General features: G+C 46.5%; 18 protein-coding genes and 1 riboswitch. All 18 genes read left to right on the top strand.

Annotated features, from left to right (window positions below; translation table 11 throughout):
• Positions 1 to 51: 51 nt before the first annotated feature.
• The 18 genes from prfA to H580_RS0105185 all read left to right on the top strand — a co-directional run bounded on the left by prfA (position 52) and on the right by H580_RS0105185 (position 15,714).
• Positions 52 to 1,125, top strand: coding sequence for a peptide chain release factor 1 (gene prfA, locus H580_RS0105270; protein ID WP_028593857.1), 1,074 nt, complete (start codon positions 52 to 54; stop codon positions 1,123 to 1,125).
• Complete coding sequence (gene prmC / locus H580_RS23455) at positions 1,122 to 2,039, top strand: peptide chain release factor N(5)-glutamine methyltransferase (protein ID WP_036604675.1); 918 nt, start codon at positions 1,122 to 1,124, stop codon at positions 2,037 to 2,039. The genes prfA and prmC overlap by 4 nt, the downstream gene beginning before the upstream one ends.
• A gap of 622 nt (positions 2,040 to 2,661) precedes the next feature.
• On the top strand, positions 2,662 to 3,345 hold the full coding sequence (gene spoIIR / locus H580_RS0105260) for a stage II sporulation protein R (protein ID WP_028593856.1): 684 nt from the start codon (positions 2,662 to 2,664) through the stop codon (positions 3,343 to 3,345).
• Between the two features lie 473 nt (positions 3,346 to 3,818).
• Positions 3,819 to 5,150, top strand: a complete 1,332-nt coding sequence (locus tag H580_RS0105255; RefSeq protein ID WP_051217270.1) for an L-threonylcarbamoyladenylate synthase — start codon at positions 3,819 to 3,821, stop codon at positions 5,148 to 5,150.
• A 265-nt stretch (positions 5,151 to 5,415) separates the two neighbouring features.
• Entirely contained in the window at positions 5,416 to 5,949 is a 534-nt protein-coding gene (locus H580_RS0105250; RefSeq protein ID WP_051217286.1) for a manganese efflux pump MntP, read from the top strand.
• A gap of 63 nt (positions 5,950 to 6,012) precedes the next feature.
• On the top strand, positions 6,013 to 6,603 hold the full coding sequence (locus H580_RS0105245) for a low molecular weight protein arginine phosphatase (RefSeq protein WP_028593853.1): 591 nt from the start codon (positions 6,013 to 6,015) through the stop codon (positions 6,601 to 6,603).
• Between the two features lie 45 nt (positions 6,604 to 6,648).
• Positions 6,649 to 6,732: riboswitch (ZMP/ZTP riboswitch) on the top strand.
• A 171-nt stretch (positions 6,733 to 6,903) separates the two neighbouring features.
• On the top strand, positions 6,904 to 7,362 hold the full coding sequence (gene rpiB / locus H580_RS0105240; protein WP_028593852.1) for a ribose 5-phosphate isomerase B: 459 nt from the start codon (positions 6,904 to 6,906) through the stop codon (positions 7,360 to 7,362).
• Between the two features lie 18 nt (positions 7,363 to 7,380).
• Positions 7,381 to 7,977 (top strand): TIGR01440 family protein, encoded by a 597-nt coding sequence (locus H580_RS0105235; protein WP_028593851.1) that lies wholly within the window; start codon positions 7,381 to 7,383, stop codon positions 7,975 to 7,977.
• A gap of 157 nt (positions 7,978 to 8,134) precedes the next feature.
• Positions 8,135 to 9,391 (top strand): serine hydroxymethyltransferase, encoded by a 1,257-nt coding sequence (gene glyA / locus H580_RS0105230; protein ID WP_028593850.1) that lies wholly within the window; start codon positions 8,135 to 8,137, stop codon positions 9,389 to 9,391.
• A 176-nt stretch (positions 9,392 to 9,567) separates the two neighbouring features.
• The gene (locus tag H580_RS0105225) at positions 9,568 to 10,599 is read left to right on the top strand and encodes a glycine-rich domain-containing protein (RefSeq protein WP_028593849.1); all 1,032 of its coding nucleotides are present in this window, start codon (positions 9,568 to 9,570) and stop codon (positions 10,597 to 10,599) included.
• Positions 10,600 to 10,831: 232 nt separating this feature from the next.
• Entirely contained in the window at positions 10,832 to 11,461 is a 630-nt protein-coding gene (upp, locus tag H580_RS0105220; protein ID WP_028593848.1) for a uracil phosphoribosyltransferase, read from the top strand.
• 71 nt (positions 11,462 to 11,532) lie between these two features.
• Complete coding sequence (wecB, locus tag H580_RS0105215; RefSeq protein ID WP_028593847.1) at positions 11,533 to 12,687, top strand: non-hydrolyzing UDP-N-acetylglucosamine 2-epimerase; 1,155 nt, start codon at positions 11,533 to 11,535, stop codon at positions 12,685 to 12,687.
• A gap of 177 nt (positions 12,688 to 12,864) precedes the next feature.
• The gene (locus tag H580_RS0105210; RefSeq protein WP_028593846.1) at positions 12,865 to 13,098 is read left to right on the top strand and encodes an AtpZ/AtpI family protein; all 234 of its coding nucleotides are present in this window, start codon (positions 12,865 to 12,867) and stop codon (positions 13,096 to 13,098) included.
• Positions 13,091 to 13,465 (top strand): ATP synthase subunit I, encoded by a 375-nt coding sequence (locus H580_RS0105205; protein WP_028593845.1) that lies wholly within the window; start codon positions 13,091 to 13,093, stop codon positions 13,463 to 13,465. Before H580_RS0105210 ends, H580_RS0105205 begins: the two co-directional genes overlap by 8 nt.
• A gap of 27 nt (positions 13,466 to 13,492) precedes the next feature.
• The gene (gene atpB / locus H580_RS0105200) at positions 13,493 to 14,269 is read left to right on the top strand and encodes a F0F1 ATP synthase subunit A (protein ID WP_028593844.1); all 777 of its coding nucleotides are present in this window, start codon (positions 13,493 to 13,495) and stop codon (positions 14,267 to 14,269) included.
• Between the two features lie 102 nt (positions 14,270 to 14,371).
• The gene (gene atpE, locus H580_RS0105195; protein ID WP_028593843.1) at positions 14,372 to 14,587 is read left to right on the top strand and encodes a F0F1 ATP synthase subunit C; all 216 of its coding nucleotides are present in this window, start codon (positions 14,372 to 14,374) and stop codon (positions 14,585 to 14,587) included.
• 96 nt (positions 14,588 to 14,683) lie between these two features.
• Positions 14,684 to 15,169 carry a F0F1 ATP synthase subunit B gene (gene atpF, locus H580_RS0105190; RefSeq protein ID WP_028593842.1) on the top strand — a complete coding sequence of 162 codons (486 nt, stop codon included), beginning with the start codon at positions 14,684 to 14,686 and terminating at the stop codon, positions 15,167 to 15,169.
• Complete coding sequence (locus H580_RS0105185; RefSeq protein WP_028593841.1) at positions 15,166 to 15,714, top strand: F0F1 ATP synthase subunit delta; 549 nt, start codon at positions 15,166 to 15,168, stop codon at positions 15,712 to 15,714. The genes atpF and H580_RS0105185 overlap by 4 nt, the downstream gene beginning before the upstream one ends.
• Positions 15,715 to 15,728 lie beyond the last annotated feature (14 nt).

Below are 15,728 nucleotides of genomic sequence, written 5' to 3'. Positions count from 1 at the left end.
ATAGATGATTTCGATATATACACAATAATTGTGAGGAGAGGTGAACGTTTCATGTTAGATCGTTTGCAATCGTTGGCTGATCGTTATGATAAGCTGAGCGAGCTACTATGTGACCCGGATGTCGCTAATGATTCTAAGAAACTTCGCGAATATTCGAAGGAGCAATCTGATCTTCAGCCAACTTATGAAGCATATACGGAATATAAGTCCGTCATGTCTGAGTTAGAAGCGGCTAAGACGATGATGCAAGAAAAGCTCGACGATGAAATGCGCGAAATGGTAAAAATGGAGATTGAGGATCTTTCCGCTCGTCAAAAAGAACTGGAAGAACGTATTTTCATTCTGCTCTTGCCGAAGGACCCTAATGATGATAAGAACGTAATCGTTGAGATTCGCGGTGCAGCTGGCGGTGACGAAGCGGCTTTGTTCGCGGCAGACCTCTATCGTATGTATACTCGTTTTGCAGATTCACAAGGCTGGCGTACAGAGCTTATGGAAGCAAACGTGAACGGCTTGGGCGGCTTCAAAGAGGTTATCTTTATGATTACAGGTAAAGGTGCCTACAGCAAAATGAAGTATGAGAGCGGCGCACATCGTGTACAACGTATTCCAGTAACGGAATCCGGCGGACGTATTCATACATCCACATCAACTGTGGCGGTTATGCCTGAAATTGATGATTTCGAAATCGAAATTCACGATAAAGATATTCGTGTCGATACGTTCTGCTCCTCTGGTGCAGGCGGCCAGTCGGTTAATACAACGAAGTCCGCGGTACGTGTAACACACGTTCCAACGGGCATTGTAGCACAGTGTCAGGACGGTAAGTCGCAGCACGAAAATAAAGACAAGGCGCTTCAAGTTCTACGCGCGCGTATTTACGACATTAAGCGTCAAGAGGAAGAAGCGAAATATGCGGGAGAACGTAAGAGTAAGGTAGGTACAGGTGATCGCAGTGAGCGTATCCGTACGTACAACTTCCCGCAGAGCCGTGTAACGGACCACCGTATCGGCCTCACGCTGCATAAGCTGGAGACAGTCATGAATGGCGATATGGAAGAGATTATCCAAGCATTGACGGTAACAGAGCAAGCGGAAATTATGGAGAGAGAGAATCAAGGATGAGTGAACGGAACTTGATTGACGGACCGTTACAGCCGTTCTCTCTTATTCCTCCACTTACGATAAGAGAAGCCTGGGTTCAGGCTTCTTCTTATTTATCTGCTGCTGGTGTGGAGGACGCTGGACACCACGCAGAGCTGCTGTTGCGACATGCGCTCGATTGGGAGCGCGTGACGTATCTGATGCGGATGCAAGAGGAACTGCCTGCAGTAAGCTGCGAACCATATCGTGAAATAATCGAGCGCCGTGGCTGTGGAGAGCCTACTCAATACATTATTGGAGAGGCATATTTCTATGGCCTAGGCTTCCGAGTTACGCCAGACGTCCTGATTCCTCGTCCAGAAACGGAATTGCTTGTGGAAGCGGTGCTGGAAGAGGCAGATCGCCTATGGGGAGCGACAGCATCCATTCGTGCAGCGGATGTTGGTACAGGCAGTGGTGCTATTGCTTGTGCATTAGCATCAGAGCGTCCTTCTTGGCATATTAGGGCGGTCGACATATCTACCGCGGCATTGAGTGTGGCACGCTCGAATGCGCAGCAGTTGGGCGTGGCAGAGCGTTTGGAGTGGCTGGAAGGGGATCTATTGTTGCCCCTTGAAGGTCTGGAGCTGGATGTTCTCGTATCGAATCCTCCCTATATCCCTGATGAAGATCGAGAAGGCTTAATGCGTGAAGTACGTGACTATGAACCGCATACCGCTTTATTCGGTGGTCAGGATGGTCTGGAACCGTACCGACGCATGATGGCGATGCTTCCTCGACTTGCCGTATTACCGCGCATTGTTGCCTTTGAGCTTGGTCGTGGTCAGGCGCAGGATGTTGCCGCGCTCGTACGTGAAGCCGGTTATCCTAACATCCGTATCGTTAACGACCTTGCAGGGATTGAGCGGCATGTGTTAGGTATGTTAGATTCTTAATTTTAGGTGCATAGATGCTTAACATGTAAAACTGCTGAATAGACGGGCGATGCTCGTCTATTTTTATTTTTGTGGATGGAGGATCTAGTTCCTTTTATGTGGTAAATGATGCTTTGGGTATATAACTTCTCAAGCAAAGGTCTTATATTTCGAAAGTGTTTGTGTGCTGGAGAATAAGAGTGGAAATGTCTTCGCAAAAGTGGACATTGGAGAGAATGGGGCTAACGCCTTCATCTAATCAATATGTAGGGGGCTGTACGGGTTATTCTCAATATATGGTATATAAATGATTAATTACCTTGGCGAAAGCGTATACGTCTTTTGGAAAATGCATGTCCACTTTTGCTAGGACAAATCTATCGATTTGTATGCTGTGAAGATACGAAGTGAGAGGCAGCAATTACAGGAAGCAGGCTAGGTTCAGTACATTACGATGCATGATCGGGTAAGAGGTATGAATATTTAAAACTTTGTTATAGTAAATAAGAAGTTTGAATAGTAGATTTTGAGTGTGCACAGTAGAAGTTTCATTTTTTGATAGTTTCATAGGTTTAGCGTTGAGAGGTTGGGGACATAATGATGGCTAAGAGGCGCGCCCAACCTCACAAGGAGCATAACCGTTATGAAACGTCGCACTTGGCTGAACATGCTGATGCTAGCAACTTTAGCTGTTGGTATCGTGATGAGTTGGGATGGAAATGAAACGATAGAAGCTACAGAAGTGACAGCTGTTACAGAGGCTATTCCAGAAGATGCTATTCGACTTCGTATATTAGCTCATTCTGATAAAGAAGCGGATCAGGCTGTGAAAAGACAGGTGCGTGATGCTGTCGTCGAAGGGATGAATGGTTGGTTAGAAGAAGGCAGCACGCCTCGCTCCCGTGAAGAGGCAAGAAATTGGATTGAATCACATCTCGAACAAATTCAAAAAATTGCAGATGAAGTGGTTGCGAAAGCGGGATATGCTTATGGAGTAAAGGTGGAGTTGAAGGTTGTTCCGTTCCCTGCGAAGTTATACGGAGGTCAAGCTTATCCAGCTGGCAACTATGAGGCTTTACGGATTACGTTAGGCAGTGGTGAAGGTCAGAACTGGTGGTGTGTATTGTTTCCTCCATTATGTTTTGTAGATGGTACACAAGGCACAGCTGTCGCAGCTGAGGCGGAAAAGGCAGAAGCAGCTGAAACGGTTGAAACTGCAAATAAGAAAGAAGCTGGTACACCGGATCGGGAAGTTCGTTTTTTCTTATGGGATGTACTCGTATCCATTTTTGAGTGGATAGCTAACACAGCTAAGTCCATATTTTAAATGTTGATGTGATATGCATGGTGGATATACCGACATGATGTAGTAAGAGAATGAGTTTGGTTAAACCAGTTGTTACGAGTTCTAAGCGTTCTAAGGAATTGGATAATCATTGTTTCATGGCCATCATTTCATTTATAATAAATGTAGTTCAACAATGTGAGATATACAGTCGAGAGTCGCTAAGCGAAAGTACGGAATGCAGAGTGTCGCAGAGACTGTTTGGTATAGTAAAAATGACTTGTTCTTAGCAAGAACCATTGCAGCAAGACTTGAGGGTTTATTATGAATAACAAGATCCGAGAGAAATGACAGGAAGATGCCGCTGATCCCGGCATCTTCTTTATTACGGTTAGGCTTTTCTTGACAATGAATATAGCGTTCAGCAGTGAAAATAGATTAGTTTGGCAGCGCAGTGTCTGTTGCTAAATAGGATGTGTACATGTTGTGCAAAGTGACAGGAGGCAATAGGCATCATGAAAATAAATAATAAGGATCCTCAATACAGCGGATCTGGATTGCTGCCGGAAGAGAGAACAAAAGTATGGCAGCTGCAAGGTACAGAACCAGCGTTAGCAGAGCAGTGGATTCATGAAGCGGCATTGTGTTTGGCGGAAGGGAAGACGGTCGCTTTTCCAACAGAGACCGTGTATGGCTTAGGTGCGGATGCTACATCTACCGAGGCTGTTGAATCTATTTTTATGGCAAAAGGAAGGCCATCTGACAATCCGCTTATCGTGCATATAGCGCATCGAGAACAGCTTGATGATCTCGTACAGCCGTATAATGAGCTTGCCCGGCGACTCATGGAGCGTTTTTGGCCGGGGCCATTGACATTAGTTCTGCCTGCACGCTCTGGTGCAGTTTCCCCGCGGGTAACCGCAGGCCTATCAACGGTAGCGGTGCGTATGCCGGATCATGAAGTTGCACTTCGTCTTATTGCTGCGTCGGGCAAGCCGATTGCGGCACCGAGTGCCAACCGATCAGGTCGGCCAAGCCCAACGCGAGCCGAGCATGTTGTGACGGATTTGGCTGGGCGAATCGCAGGTGTTGTCGATGGTGGTTCAACAGGAGTTGGCGTAGAGTCTACGGTTGTGGAACTTGATGGAGATCGTATCCACGTGCTGCGACCAGGCGGTGTGACGCTTGATATGTTAGCAGAGCTCGGTGCACCTGTTACGGTTGATCGTGCAGTGGACCCGACATTAGTAGGTGCTGAGGTTGCTCCGAACTATATCCATGCGGGTAAAGAAATCATCCCGAGGGAGTCTGCAGCGGCTGAAAATGAAACAGTAATTAGCATAGGCTTTGAGAAGAAAATAGTGAACGTAAATGGTACAGATATCGAGCAACTGCAACAGCCACCACAGCAATTGGTTGTAGAACCTGCGAAGGATAGCCAGGTTACTTCATCGGTGGCAGAGGCGGTCGCTCCGCGCTCGCCGGGCATGAAATACGCGCATTATGCGCCGCAGGGCACGATGTATCTCGTGCAAGGCGATGATGATACAGCTGTGTCGGCATACATTCAAGCCGACCTCGACGACGCCAAGCAGCGCGGTGAGAAGACAGGCGTGCTCACCTTCCGTGAGCATGCCGCACGCTACCGCGCCGACGTCGTCGTAGAGCTGGGCAGCTTGCAGCAGCTAGAGCAAGCTGCCCAACTGCTGTACGATGCGCTCCGCCGCTTCGATGAAGCGGGCGCAACGTACATCGCCGCCGAGACATGTCCAGCCGAAGGAATTGGCTTGGCGGTCATGAACCGCCTCGTAAAGGCCGCCGGACACCGTCTCGTCCGCGTGCCATAACGCACGCGTCAGTTACGCCTTTCGTTCCAGTGGAACGATGGCGACCGCGACCCAAACAGAGTAGGCCAGCGCCGCAAAAGATGGCGCTCATAGCATCGTCGTATGTTAGCGCAAGGTGATGCTGCAGCGATGAGGTCGTTCGCGCTCTGTAGATTGCAGGCCTGCTCTGTCATGATTCCCTCCTTGTCCGCATAGGCTGAATTAGATATCGGACAAGGAGGGGAAGTGCTTGGGAGATATAGTGGCTGTTCCGTTTGGCCAACTGATGACCATTATGATTATGGCGCTAGCGCTTGGTTGCGATGCGTTTTCTCTCTGTTTAGGTATTGGAATGCAGGGGATGCGGGCGATTGATATGGTGCGTATCAGTATTAGCATCGCTCTTTTTCATATAGCTATGCCATTGCTAGGGCTCTTAACGGGAGCCTATATGAGCGTGGTGTTCGGACAAGTTACAAGTTATGCGGCTGGGGGGCTCTTGCTCTTGCTAGGCATACATATGATATATAGTACGCTGAAAGGTGATTCTGCGGGCTTATTTCAGACAGGTACATGGTGGGGAACATTGTTGTTTGCGTTAAGCGTCAGCGTGGATTCTTTTTCGGTTGGTGTTTCGCTAGGCATGTTCCATTGGAACTTGTTTGTTACGGTCATTTTATTCGGTATATTTGGTGGAATCATGTCTATATTGGGATTAAAGCTGGGCCACCTTGTTGGTCAGCGTATAGGCGAGTATGGCGAGGCGATAGGAGGAGCGGTGCTGCTTATCTTCGGTATTCTTTTTTTGATTCCATCGTAGAATCGGGTACAATAGATATAAAGAGCGCTTGAGCGCACGAAAATGCACCGTGGAGGGACAACGATGACACGCATCTTATTTGTATGCACTGGTAACACATGCCGCAGTCCAATGGCAGAATCCCTGCTGCGTCATATGGCGTCTCAACGTGGGATCGCGGTTGAAGTACGCTCGGCAGGAGTGGCAGCAACGGACGGAATGTCGATGTCGAGGCATGCACAGTCGGTGCTGTATGAACGGAATATGTCGAATGAATCTTTTGTCTCCCGTTCTTTGGAAAAGGCAAGTATAGATTGGGCGGATATTATACTAACGCTTACCGCGAGTCACAAACAGCATGTGATTCACAAATTCGAGGGTGTCGCTGATAAAGTGTTTACACTTAAGGAATATGTGGAGGAGAACGATACGTCCAGTCAGCAAGAGCAGATCCATCAAGAGCTGCATTCGCTGATGGCAGAATTGCAATTGAAGTTATCAATGGGAGAACAGCCCTCTGAACTGGAAATAGCAAGAGTCTATCAACTCCAGGCACGCATGCCTAGTTTGGATATTCAGGATCCATATGGTGGAAACTTGGAACAATATCAATCAACAGCCGAAGAGATTCGATCCGCTTTAGAACGTTTGTTGGACAAGCTTGACCAAAAATAAATTGAATTTGTTATCGGTTTGCGATATGATTCAATTATCAAACGCGAGGTTCGATGTGACTGGCGACAAGAGTGGAGAAATACCACGATGGAGCATCGAATAATACGGCCGGTCGCCTGGGCAGAAGAGCAAGTGTACGCATATAGCGTATGCTTCGCTCTTTTTTTGTTATCTGCATACCTCTCCTGCATGTCACTTGTGCATCTGGATGTTAATCCCTTGTGACGAATTTGCGAGAAATGCGTCTTTTTCTACAAAATTCGTTATAATAGTGGCATAAACCGTAGGAGGTAACTTGCTATGAAAATTGCAATCGGAGCAGACCACGCAGGTGTGCGTTTGAAACAAGATATTATTGAAGTGATTCAACAAATGGGACATGAAGTACAGGACTATGGCTGTGATTGCAACCAATCTGTTGACTACCCGGATTATGCATTGCCAGTAGCAGAGGCAGTTGTTAATAAAGAAGCTGATCGCGGTATCCTCATTTGTGGTACAGGTATCGGCATGTCCATTGCGGCGAATAAAGTGACAGGCATTCGCTGTGCGCTTGTAACCGATCTTTTCTCCGCTCAAGCGACGCGTGAGCATAACGATACGAATGTATTAGCTCTAGGAGAACGTGTAACAGGTCCAGGTGTTGCGCAAGAAATTGTAAAAGTATGGCTGTCTACGGAGTTTAGTCAAGGGGAGCGTCATACAGGCCGCTTGAACAAAGTAGCGGAGATCGAGCGCAAATATCACGCAGCTCCTTAAGCGGAAAGGAGACTCATCATGCAGCATCCAGATCAGCTTGAGTCCATTCGTGCTGAAGCAGAGCTAGCGGCCAATGCTCTAGTAGAGGCTGCTCAACTACGGCCTGGTCAAATTGTGGTGATCGGTTGCAGCACAAGTGAAGTGATTGGAGAACGCATTGGCACATCTGGTACATTGGATGTAGCAAGTGCGCTCTATAATGGATTGCAAGTTCTTCAATCGCGCTATCAGTTACAATTGGCTTTTCAATGCTGCGAGCATCTGAATCGGGCATTGGTGATAGAGCGCTCACTGTGCGAAGCTATGCGCTTAGAAGAAGTCAGTGCCATTCCGGTTCCACGAGCAGGAGGTTCCATGCCATCCATCGCTTATCGCAACATGAGCGATCCGTGTGTGGTGGAGCATTTGTCTGCACATGCAGGGATAGATATTGGGGAAACACTAATTGGTATGCATGTGCGCCATGTGGCTGTCCCGTTACGAACCGCTGTCCGAACAATTGGTGCTGCACGCGTTACGATGGCGACCAGTCGACCTAAACTAATCGGCGGCGAGAGAGCGGTATATAGCCATGAGCTACATCGTGGAAATGATGAAGTCGGCAGTTGTTCGTAACGATTGTTTAATCACATGGTTGTTCGAACTTGGAACAACATAGTAGAGGAATTGATTTGCTCACGGAACGATCATGAATGGCATAGTCGTTTCGGTCAATTTATATAAAAGTGTTGAGCATAGTGAAGTATGGATGAATTGTGGGAGGGATACGTCGATGGTAGATTTTTTGAGAAAGCAAGACCCAGAAGTATTGAAGGCAATGGATTTGGAACTGCAGCGTCAGCGTCACAACATCGAGCTTATCGCATCTGAGAACATTGTAAGCGAAGCAGTTATGGAAGCAATGGGAACAGTATTGACGAACAAATATGCGGAAGGCTATCCAAGTCGTCGTTACTATGGTGGTTGCGAGCATGTCGACATCGTTGAAGATCTCGCACGCGACCGTGCGAAAGAGTTGTTCGGTGCTGAACATGCAAATGTGCAGCCGCACTCTGGTGCTCAAGCAAATATGGCTGTGTATTTGGCAGCATTGAAACCTGGAGATACGGTTCTAGGTATGAACTTGGCGCATGGCGGTCACTTGACGCACGGAAGTCCAGTTAATGCTTCAGGTGTTCTCTATAACTTCGTAGAATATGGTGTGGATAAAGAAACATTCCGCATCGATTATGAAGAAGTGCGTAAGGCAGCATTCAAGCACCGTCCGAAAATGATCGTGGCTGGTGCAAGTGCATACCCACGTATTATTGACTTTGAAGCACTTGCTTCTATCGCGAATGATGTAGGAGCATTGTTCATGGTGGATATGGCTCATATCGCGGGGCTTGTTGCAGCTGGATTGCATCCTAATCCAGTGCCACATGCACACTTCGTAACGACAACAACGCACAAGACGCTTCGTGGTCCTCGCGGCGGTTTGATTCTTTGCCGTAAGGCGTGGGCAGCAGCGATCGACAAAGCTGTGTTCCCGGGTACGCAAGGTGGACCTCTTATGCATGTTATCGCTGCAAAAGCAGTTGCATTGGGTGAAGCACTGCAGCCAGAATTCAAAGCATACGCACAAAACGTTGTCAGCAATGCACAGGTGTTGGCTGAAGAGCTGCAAGCTCGCGGTTTGAACTTGGTGTCTGGCGGTACAGATAACCATTTGATGCTTATTGATACTCGCAGTGTCAATATTACGGGTAAAGATGCTGAAAAAGTGCTTGATTCTGTCGGCATCACTTGTAACAAAAATGCGATTCCATTCGATCCAACGAGCCCGTTCATTACGAGCGGTATTCGCGTTGGTACGCCTGCAGCAACAGCGCGTGGTATGAATGGCGAAGCGATGCGTGTAATTGCAGAAGTAATTGCAATGACGTTGAAAAATCCTACAGATGAAGCAACGTTGGAGCAGGCTCGTGGTAAAGTTCGTGCTTTGACGGATCAGTATCCGCTGTATACACAGTTGTCCTACGACGCATAAGCGTGACCGCATGTGTATTAGCAAGGTATAGCATCATGCAGTATAGGTTTACCAGCCGTTCGTTGCCCTAGTGGTAGCGAACGGTTTTTTTATGAAGATTTTATAAAATGAAATATTGATCCGTTTTCGAAATGTGAGCGTATAATATAGTAATGGTTGAAGAGGAGGGGTAACAGATGGAGATAATATTAATCGTCTTTGCTATCATTTTCGTTTTATTGCTTGTTATTACACTTTCGTCTCCCAAAGCAAGAAATAGACGATTGAACAAGGAGAAGCCCTATACAGGGAATGCCCCGGCTTATCTAGGTGTAGAACATAGCCATCCTGTGTACCCGCTTGTTAAGCATTATTTACATAGCTGGAATACGGAATACGAGGAGCGCCTGAAGCTGCGAATGCTTGAAGAATTTTCGGGTATGACCGATTCAGAATACAGTTGGCGCAAGTTGGAGTTAGATCGGTATTTTGTGATATGCGCCATTTTAAAAGAAGTGCCTATGTTCAGCAGCAAAGTGGATGCAATATGGCATGAAATGCTTATGTTTACTAATAATTATGACCAATGGTCAACACGTTATATGGGAGAAAAAATTCATCATGAGCCTGCCGTTACGGTGAGTGCGACTCCTCATTTGCGAGCATGGTTTGATTGGGTTTATAGTCAATTGTTCGCCCCGACTGAATATACAGAGCAACTGTGGGGGAAGTTTTTCCGTTATCCATTAGATCCTGTTTTTCAGCAGGATTTTGTGCATTCGGAGTGGGAAGAGCTGGAGCGTCGATTGTTTCGCAGCAGTTGCTGGAGAAAGGTTCCTGAGGCTAGAGAGGCAGCGACTTATTTGATTCAACAAGCTCGTTTGCAAATGCAGCAAGCCGATGAATGGCGCGATATGAAAAGTGTTCGTGATCTGCGTGATCGATTGGAGGATCGCCAAGGTCATCTAGTCTCACGTCAACAATCGCAGCAAGATCAAAGCTATCTTCAATGGGGACTGGCGGCCTCGGTTATGTTTATCGCATCCACGACGGATCATGTAGATTACGAAGAAGAGATGTCGGAACATGATAAGAGCAGCTGCTCAGGAGCGAGCGCTTGTGGCTCGTCTAGCGGTGATTATAGTGGGAATGATAACGGAGGCGGCAGTGATTCTGGTTCCAGCTCAAGTTGTGGTAGTTCATGTGGCTCGGGATGCGGCAGTTCTTAATCATCTTAATTATTAAAAGGTAAAGCGATATGTAATCTGTCACGGAAGGTCAATCGGCAAATAGGGTAAGCTTCAATTGTGCATCCTACGAAAATGTGTACGGACAAGAAATGGGAAGCTCTTTGACGTGCAGTCAATAGGTAAAAATGTTATAATAGAGGCTGTTTGAAGACGGACGAGTGTTGCTGTTTGCATTCAACGATGAGAGTAAATTGCGGAGGGAATTATTTATATGAGCAAACTGGTCATTTGTGATCATCCATTAATTCAGCACAAAGTAACATTGATTCGTGACAAAAAAACGTCGACAAAAGATTTCCGTGAACTAGTTGATGAAGTGGCAACATTGATGGCATATGAGATTACGCGTAATCTGCCGCTGCAAACTACAACTGTTGAGACGCCAGTGGCGAAAACGGAAGCAAAAATTGTAGCAGGAAGAATGCTTGGCTTGATTCCAATTCTGCGTGCTGGACTTGGCATGGTTGAAGGTGTTGTCAAGCTAATTCCAGGTGCGAAAATCGGCCACGTAGGTCTATTCCGCGATCCGGAAACGATGCAGCCCGTTGAGTATTACACAAAGCTGCCTACAGATGTACAAGAGCGTCAATTGATCGTTATTGATCCGATGTTGGCAACGGGTGGATCTGCTATTGCAGCTATCGACTCTTTGAAGAAGCGCGATTGCACACAAATTAAGCTTATGTGCTTGATTGCGGCTCCTGAAGGTGTACAAGCTGTTCAAGAAGCGCATCCTGATGTAGACATCTATTTGGCTGCTCTGGATGAAAGACTTGATGATCACGGCTACATTGTACCTGGTCTTGGTGACGCAGGCGATCGCTTGTTTGGAACAAAGTAAAACGATTAACAAAGCGGCAGCCTATTCGGTATGCCGCTTACATTCATGATGATATATCGGAGGATTGACCTATGAGTAAAATCAAAGTCATGACGGTCTTCGGTGTTCGACCGGAAGCAATTAAGATGGCTCCATTGATTTTGGAACTGCAAAAGCACCCAGAGCATATTGAGTCTATTGTGTGTGTAACCGCTCAGCATCGTCAAATGCTTGATCAGGTGCTTGAAGTGTTCAAGATTACACCAGATTACGATCTAGACATTATGCAGAAGCAGCAGTCTTTGAATGATATTTCCATTCGAGTTCTTCAAGGGCTTGAACCTGTACTTCGTGAAGCAAAGCCGGATATCGTGCTTGTTCATGGAGATACGTTGACGACATTCTTGGCAAGCTACGCATCATTCATGCAGCAGATCAAGATTGGTCATGTTGAGGCTGGATTGCGCACTTGGAATAAAATGTCTCCTTATCCGGAAGAAATGAATCGTCAGCTGACTGGCGTTATGGCTGACTTGCATTTTGCCCCGACAGATTGGTCTGCTGGCAACCTGCGTAAAGAAAACAAATCAGAATCATCGATTTATGTCACAGGCAACACAGCAACAGATGTGTTTCAATATACAGTACGGGATGATTATGAGCATGAAGTGCTAGAGTGGGCGAAGGGTAAGCGTCTTGTTCTCATGACTGCACATCGCCGCGAATCACAAGGTGAGCCGCATCGTAATATTTTCCGTGCTGTACGCCGTATTGCTGATGAGTTTGAAGATATTGCTATCGTGTATCCGGTACATCCAAGTCCGGCTGTACGTGAGCCAGCACATGAAATGTTGGGTGATCATCCACGCATTAAGCTCATTGAGCCGTTGGATGTGGTAGATTTCCACAATATTTATCCGCATACGCATCTCATTCTGACAGATTCCGGAGGGATGCAGGAAGAAGCACCATCATTTGGTGTTCCTGTACTCGTGCTGCGTGATACGACAGAGCGTCCAGAAGGAATCGAAGCTGGTACATTAGAGTTAGTTGGTACGGAAGAAGAACAGGTTTATGCGCGTACGAAGGCGTTGCTTGAAGATTCCGCTACTTATGAGCGCATGAGCCAAGCTGCCAATCCATATGGAGATGGCAAGGCTTCTGCGAGAATTGTCAGTGCAATTCTTCACAGTTTCGGTATAAACGAAGAAAGACCTGAACCTTTTCACACAAAGTTCACAATTTAATGCGTTAGGCTCTTCTCTTTGAAAACGGTTCAGCATACAGTAGTACTGTACGGTTTTGTGCAATAGTCGTACAAGCCGTACAGTTTGGACATTTGTCTACAAGACGTGGCAAAATCTGGCTAACATTCGTTGACAAGTTCTTATAGTTTTAAGTAAAATGAATGGGAATTATAGCCTATGAAACCTAGTAATCATAACGAGAGCACATGGCGTACAGCCCTTGCTATCGGCGGAGCAGGCGTTACCCTTATTTTGTATATACTTGTTGGATACTTGATAGGGAGCTGGCTGAAGCAAGAATGGGAGGGTCCTAGAATCTGGATTGGCCTTGGTGTCATTGTCGGATTCGTGGCCGGGGTGATTCATATCATCTTCTATGTGACAAAGTTCATGGGGGAACAAAATGAGTGAACTATCTTCCATAGTGAACGCAGCTACTAGAACAGTGTTTCTACTGATGTCAGCAGCGCTGTTCGCATGGGCGTTCTTACCCGAACATCGGCCGTTAATGGCCGGTTTAGCACTAGGCTTGGTCGCAGGTTTGCTTACGGTGCGCAATTTAGCCATGAAGGTTATGCGCCTGTCGGAAATGGCGGCCAATCAAGAGAAAGGACGAGTTAATTTCGGCCTGCTCACAAGAATGTGCATCTCGCTGTTGGTCGTTATGATCGCAGTGAAGTTTGAACAGATATCCCTTATGTCGACAATTATCGGGTTGTTTTTATCGCAGCTCATAATCTTGGTTGTCGCTATTTCAGTAGCATCTAAAAATAAATAAAGCTATGGAAAGGGGTGAACACATTACATGCATTTTGCTCCAATAATTCAGATTTGGGGGATAAACTTTGACCTATCGACGATAGGAATGCTCCTCATTTCCGGTCTCATCGTGTTTATCCTAGCACGCTTGGCTGTCCGAAACTTGTCTGTTGACAACCCTACCCGTATGCAGAATTTCATGGAATGGCTTGTCGAATTCGTGCAAGGCATTATCGGCAGTACAATGGATTTGAAGAAAGGTTTGGGATACATATCGTTATGTATGACCCTAATGCTATTTATCTTCGTTTCCAACATACTAGGATTACCATTTGCAATCATTACAGAACCACATGGACCAACATCGATATTTGGTTTCGAGATTTTGGCTACGAACCAAGCAGCGTTTGACGCACTTGGCGAAGGCGAGCATATTCAATTGCTCTGGTGGAAATCTCCAACAGCAGATATCGCGGTAACCATGGGACTAGCGACTGTGATTTTCATTCTGGTAAACTACCTAGGTTTGAAACACAACCGCAAGCATTATCTGAAGCACTACATTGAGCCATTCCCAGTCTTTCTTCCACTCAATATCGTGGAGAACTTGGCGAAGCCGGTAGCGCTTGGTATTCGTTTGTTTGCGAATATCTTTGCAGGGGAAGTAATTCTATCGACGCTTATCAAGGCTAGTTTCTTCGGTTTGCCGTTCATTGCGGCTTGGCAAGGATTCAGCTTGTTCGTCGGTGCATTGCAAGCGTTTATCTTCACGATGCTGACGATGGTATACATCGCTCAAGCTTCGATTCATGAGGAACATTAATGAACTAGCTGTTATGACTCACCTCGAGAATAACGAAGGTAAGAAATGTTCCAGTATTTATCATTTCAAAACAATTAACCAGTTCTAAGGAGGATGTAACAAATGGAATTTTTAGCAGCAGCATTAGCAGTAGGTTTGGGCGCATTGGGCGCAGGTATTGGTAACGGTATGATCGTATCCCGCACAGTTGAGTCTATCGCTCGTCAACCAGAAGCACGTGGTCAATTGCAAACGACTATGTTCATCGGTGTCGGTGTAGTAGAGGTTATCCCTCTTGCAGCTACTCTTATCGCTTTCTTGATTTTCTTCGGAGCTTAATTCATAGTCAAACGGTTTGGCGGGGAAGGCCGATGCCATCCGCGCCTTCGTTTTGTTAGGACCTGTAAGTGAGGTTACCGGAAAGGAGTGACTGTAGTGGCGTTTATTTGGGAGAATTTCGTGTTTGCAATTCTGGGTTTCCTTATTCTATATGTGCTACTCCAGAAATATGCGTTTAAGCCATTGCTAGAAGTAATGGAAAAGCGTCGCCAATTGGTTAAGCAACAGTTGGACGATGCAGCAAATAGCCGTACACAAGCTCAAGCGTATGTGGAAGAGCAGAAAGAAGCTCTCTCAACAGCTCGCAAAGAAGCGTACGATATTATTGAGCAAGCGAAGCAGACGTCTGTTCGTCAAGCAGACGAGATCATTGACAAAGCGAAGCAAGAAACGGTTCGTCTCAAAGATGAAGCAGCACGCGATATCGAGAATGAGAAGAACAAAGCAGTTGATGAGCTTCGTCAAGAAGTGGGCAGCTTGTCTGTCGCAATCGCTTCCAAATTGTTGAAGAAACAAGTGGATGAGAAGGACCAAGCTCAATTGGTTGACGAATACCTGAATGAGGTAGGAGGCAAACAATGAGCCGAGAATCCGTAGTTGCTAAACGTTATGCCAAGGCGCTGTTCGAATTGGCGAACGAACGTCAATCCGTTGTTGAGACGGAGCAGCAATTGCGCTCGGTCGTAGAGGCAGTACGTAACAACCATCAGTTGGAACTGCTTCTGACAACGCCAAACATTAATAGTTCGGAAAAAGTGGATGTATTGAAAGCGGCTTTCGCAGGAAATGCTTCCGAGATCGTGTTGAACACGCTGCAAATGCTCGTGGAACGCGGTCGCATCTTGCTGCTTGGCGATTTGTTGGACTATTATGTCCGCATTGCAGGCCAAGCACTTGGAGTGGCAAATGCTGAGGTTCGTTCAGCAGTTGCTCTTAGTGAAGAAGAACAACAGCAGATCGCTGCTGTGTTCGGCAAGAAAGATAACAAGACGATTCGTGTACAAAATGTCGTCGATCCTACATTGATCGGCGGTATCCAAGTCCGTATCGGCGACCGTCTCTATGATGGCAGCTTGTCCGGTCAATTGGCACGCGTACAACAACAATTGAATGCAATTGCACGGTAATAGATAAAGCACGG

It is taken from the genome of Paenibacillus assamensis DSM 18201, assembly GCF_000422445.1.
GTDB lineage: Bacteria > Bacillota > Bacilli > Paenibacillales > Paenibacillaceae > Paenibacillus_B > Paenibacillus_B assamensis.
This window is presented reverse-complemented; position numbering and strand designations above follow the sequence as displayed.

Excerpts from the sequence above, each read along its gene's own strand:
- prfA (WP_028593857.1), top strand. The coding sequence starts at position 52 with ATGTTAGATCGTTTGCAATCGTTGGCTGATCGTTATGATAAGCTGAGC.
- prmC (WP_036604675.1), top strand. The coding sequence starts at position 1,122 with ATGAGTGAACGGAACTTGATTGACGGACCGTTACAGCCGTTCTCTCTT.
- spoIIR (WP_028593856.1), top strand. The coding sequence starts at position 2,662 with ATGAAACGTCGCACTTGGCTGAACATGCTGATGCTAGCAACTTTAGCT.
- H580_RS0105255 (WP_051217270.1), top strand. The coding sequence starts at position 3,819 with ATGAAAATAAATAATAAGGATCCTCAATACAGCGGATCTGGATTGCTG.
- H580_RS0105250 (WP_051217286.1), top strand. The coding sequence starts at position 5,416 with ATGACCATTATGATTATGGCGCTAGCGCTTGGTTGCGATGCGTTTTCT.
- H580_RS0105245 (WP_028593853.1), top strand. The coding sequence starts at position 6,013 with ATGACACGCATCTTATTTGTATGCACTGGTAACACATGCCGCAGTCCA.
- rpiB (WP_028593852.1), top strand. The coding sequence starts at position 6,904 with ATGAAAATTGCAATCGGAGCAGACCACGCAGGTGTGCGTTTGAAACAA.
- H580_RS0105235 (WP_028593851.1), top strand. The coding sequence starts at position 7,381 with ATGCAGCATCCAGATCAGCTTGAGTCCATTCGTGCTGAAGCAGAGCTA.
- glyA (WP_028593850.1), top strand. The coding sequence starts at position 8,135 with ATGGTAGATTTTTTGAGAAAGCAAGACCCAGAAGTATTGAAGGCAATG.
- H580_RS0105225 (WP_028593849.1), top strand. The coding sequence starts at position 9,568 with ATGGAGATAATATTAATCGTCTTTGCTATCATTTTCGTTTTATTGCTT.
- upp (WP_028593848.1), top strand. The coding sequence starts at position 10,832 with ATGAGCAAACTGGTCATTTGTGATCATCCATTAATTCAGCACAAAGTA.
- wecB (WP_028593847.1), top strand. The coding sequence starts at position 11,533 with ATGAGTAAAATCAAAGTCATGACGGTCTTCGGTGTTCGACCGGAAGCA.
- H580_RS0105210 (WP_028593846.1), top strand. The coding sequence starts at position 12,865 with ATGAAACCTAGTAATCATAACGAGAGCACATGGCGTACAGCCCTTGCT.
- H580_RS0105205 (WP_028593845.1), top strand. The coding sequence starts at position 13,091 with ATGAGTGAACTATCTTCCATAGTGAACGCAGCTACTAGAACAGTGTTT.
- atpB (WP_028593844.1), top strand. The coding sequence starts at position 13,493 with ATGCATTTTGCTCCAATAATTCAGATTTGGGGGATAAACTTTGACCTA.
- atpE (WP_028593843.1), top strand. The coding sequence starts at position 14,372 with ATGGAATTTTTAGCAGCAGCATTAGCAGTAGGTTTGGGCGCATTGGGC.
- H580_RS0105185 (WP_028593841.1), top strand. The coding sequence starts at position 15,166 with ATGAGCCGAGAATCCGTAGTTGCTAAACGTTATGCCAAGGCGCTGTTC.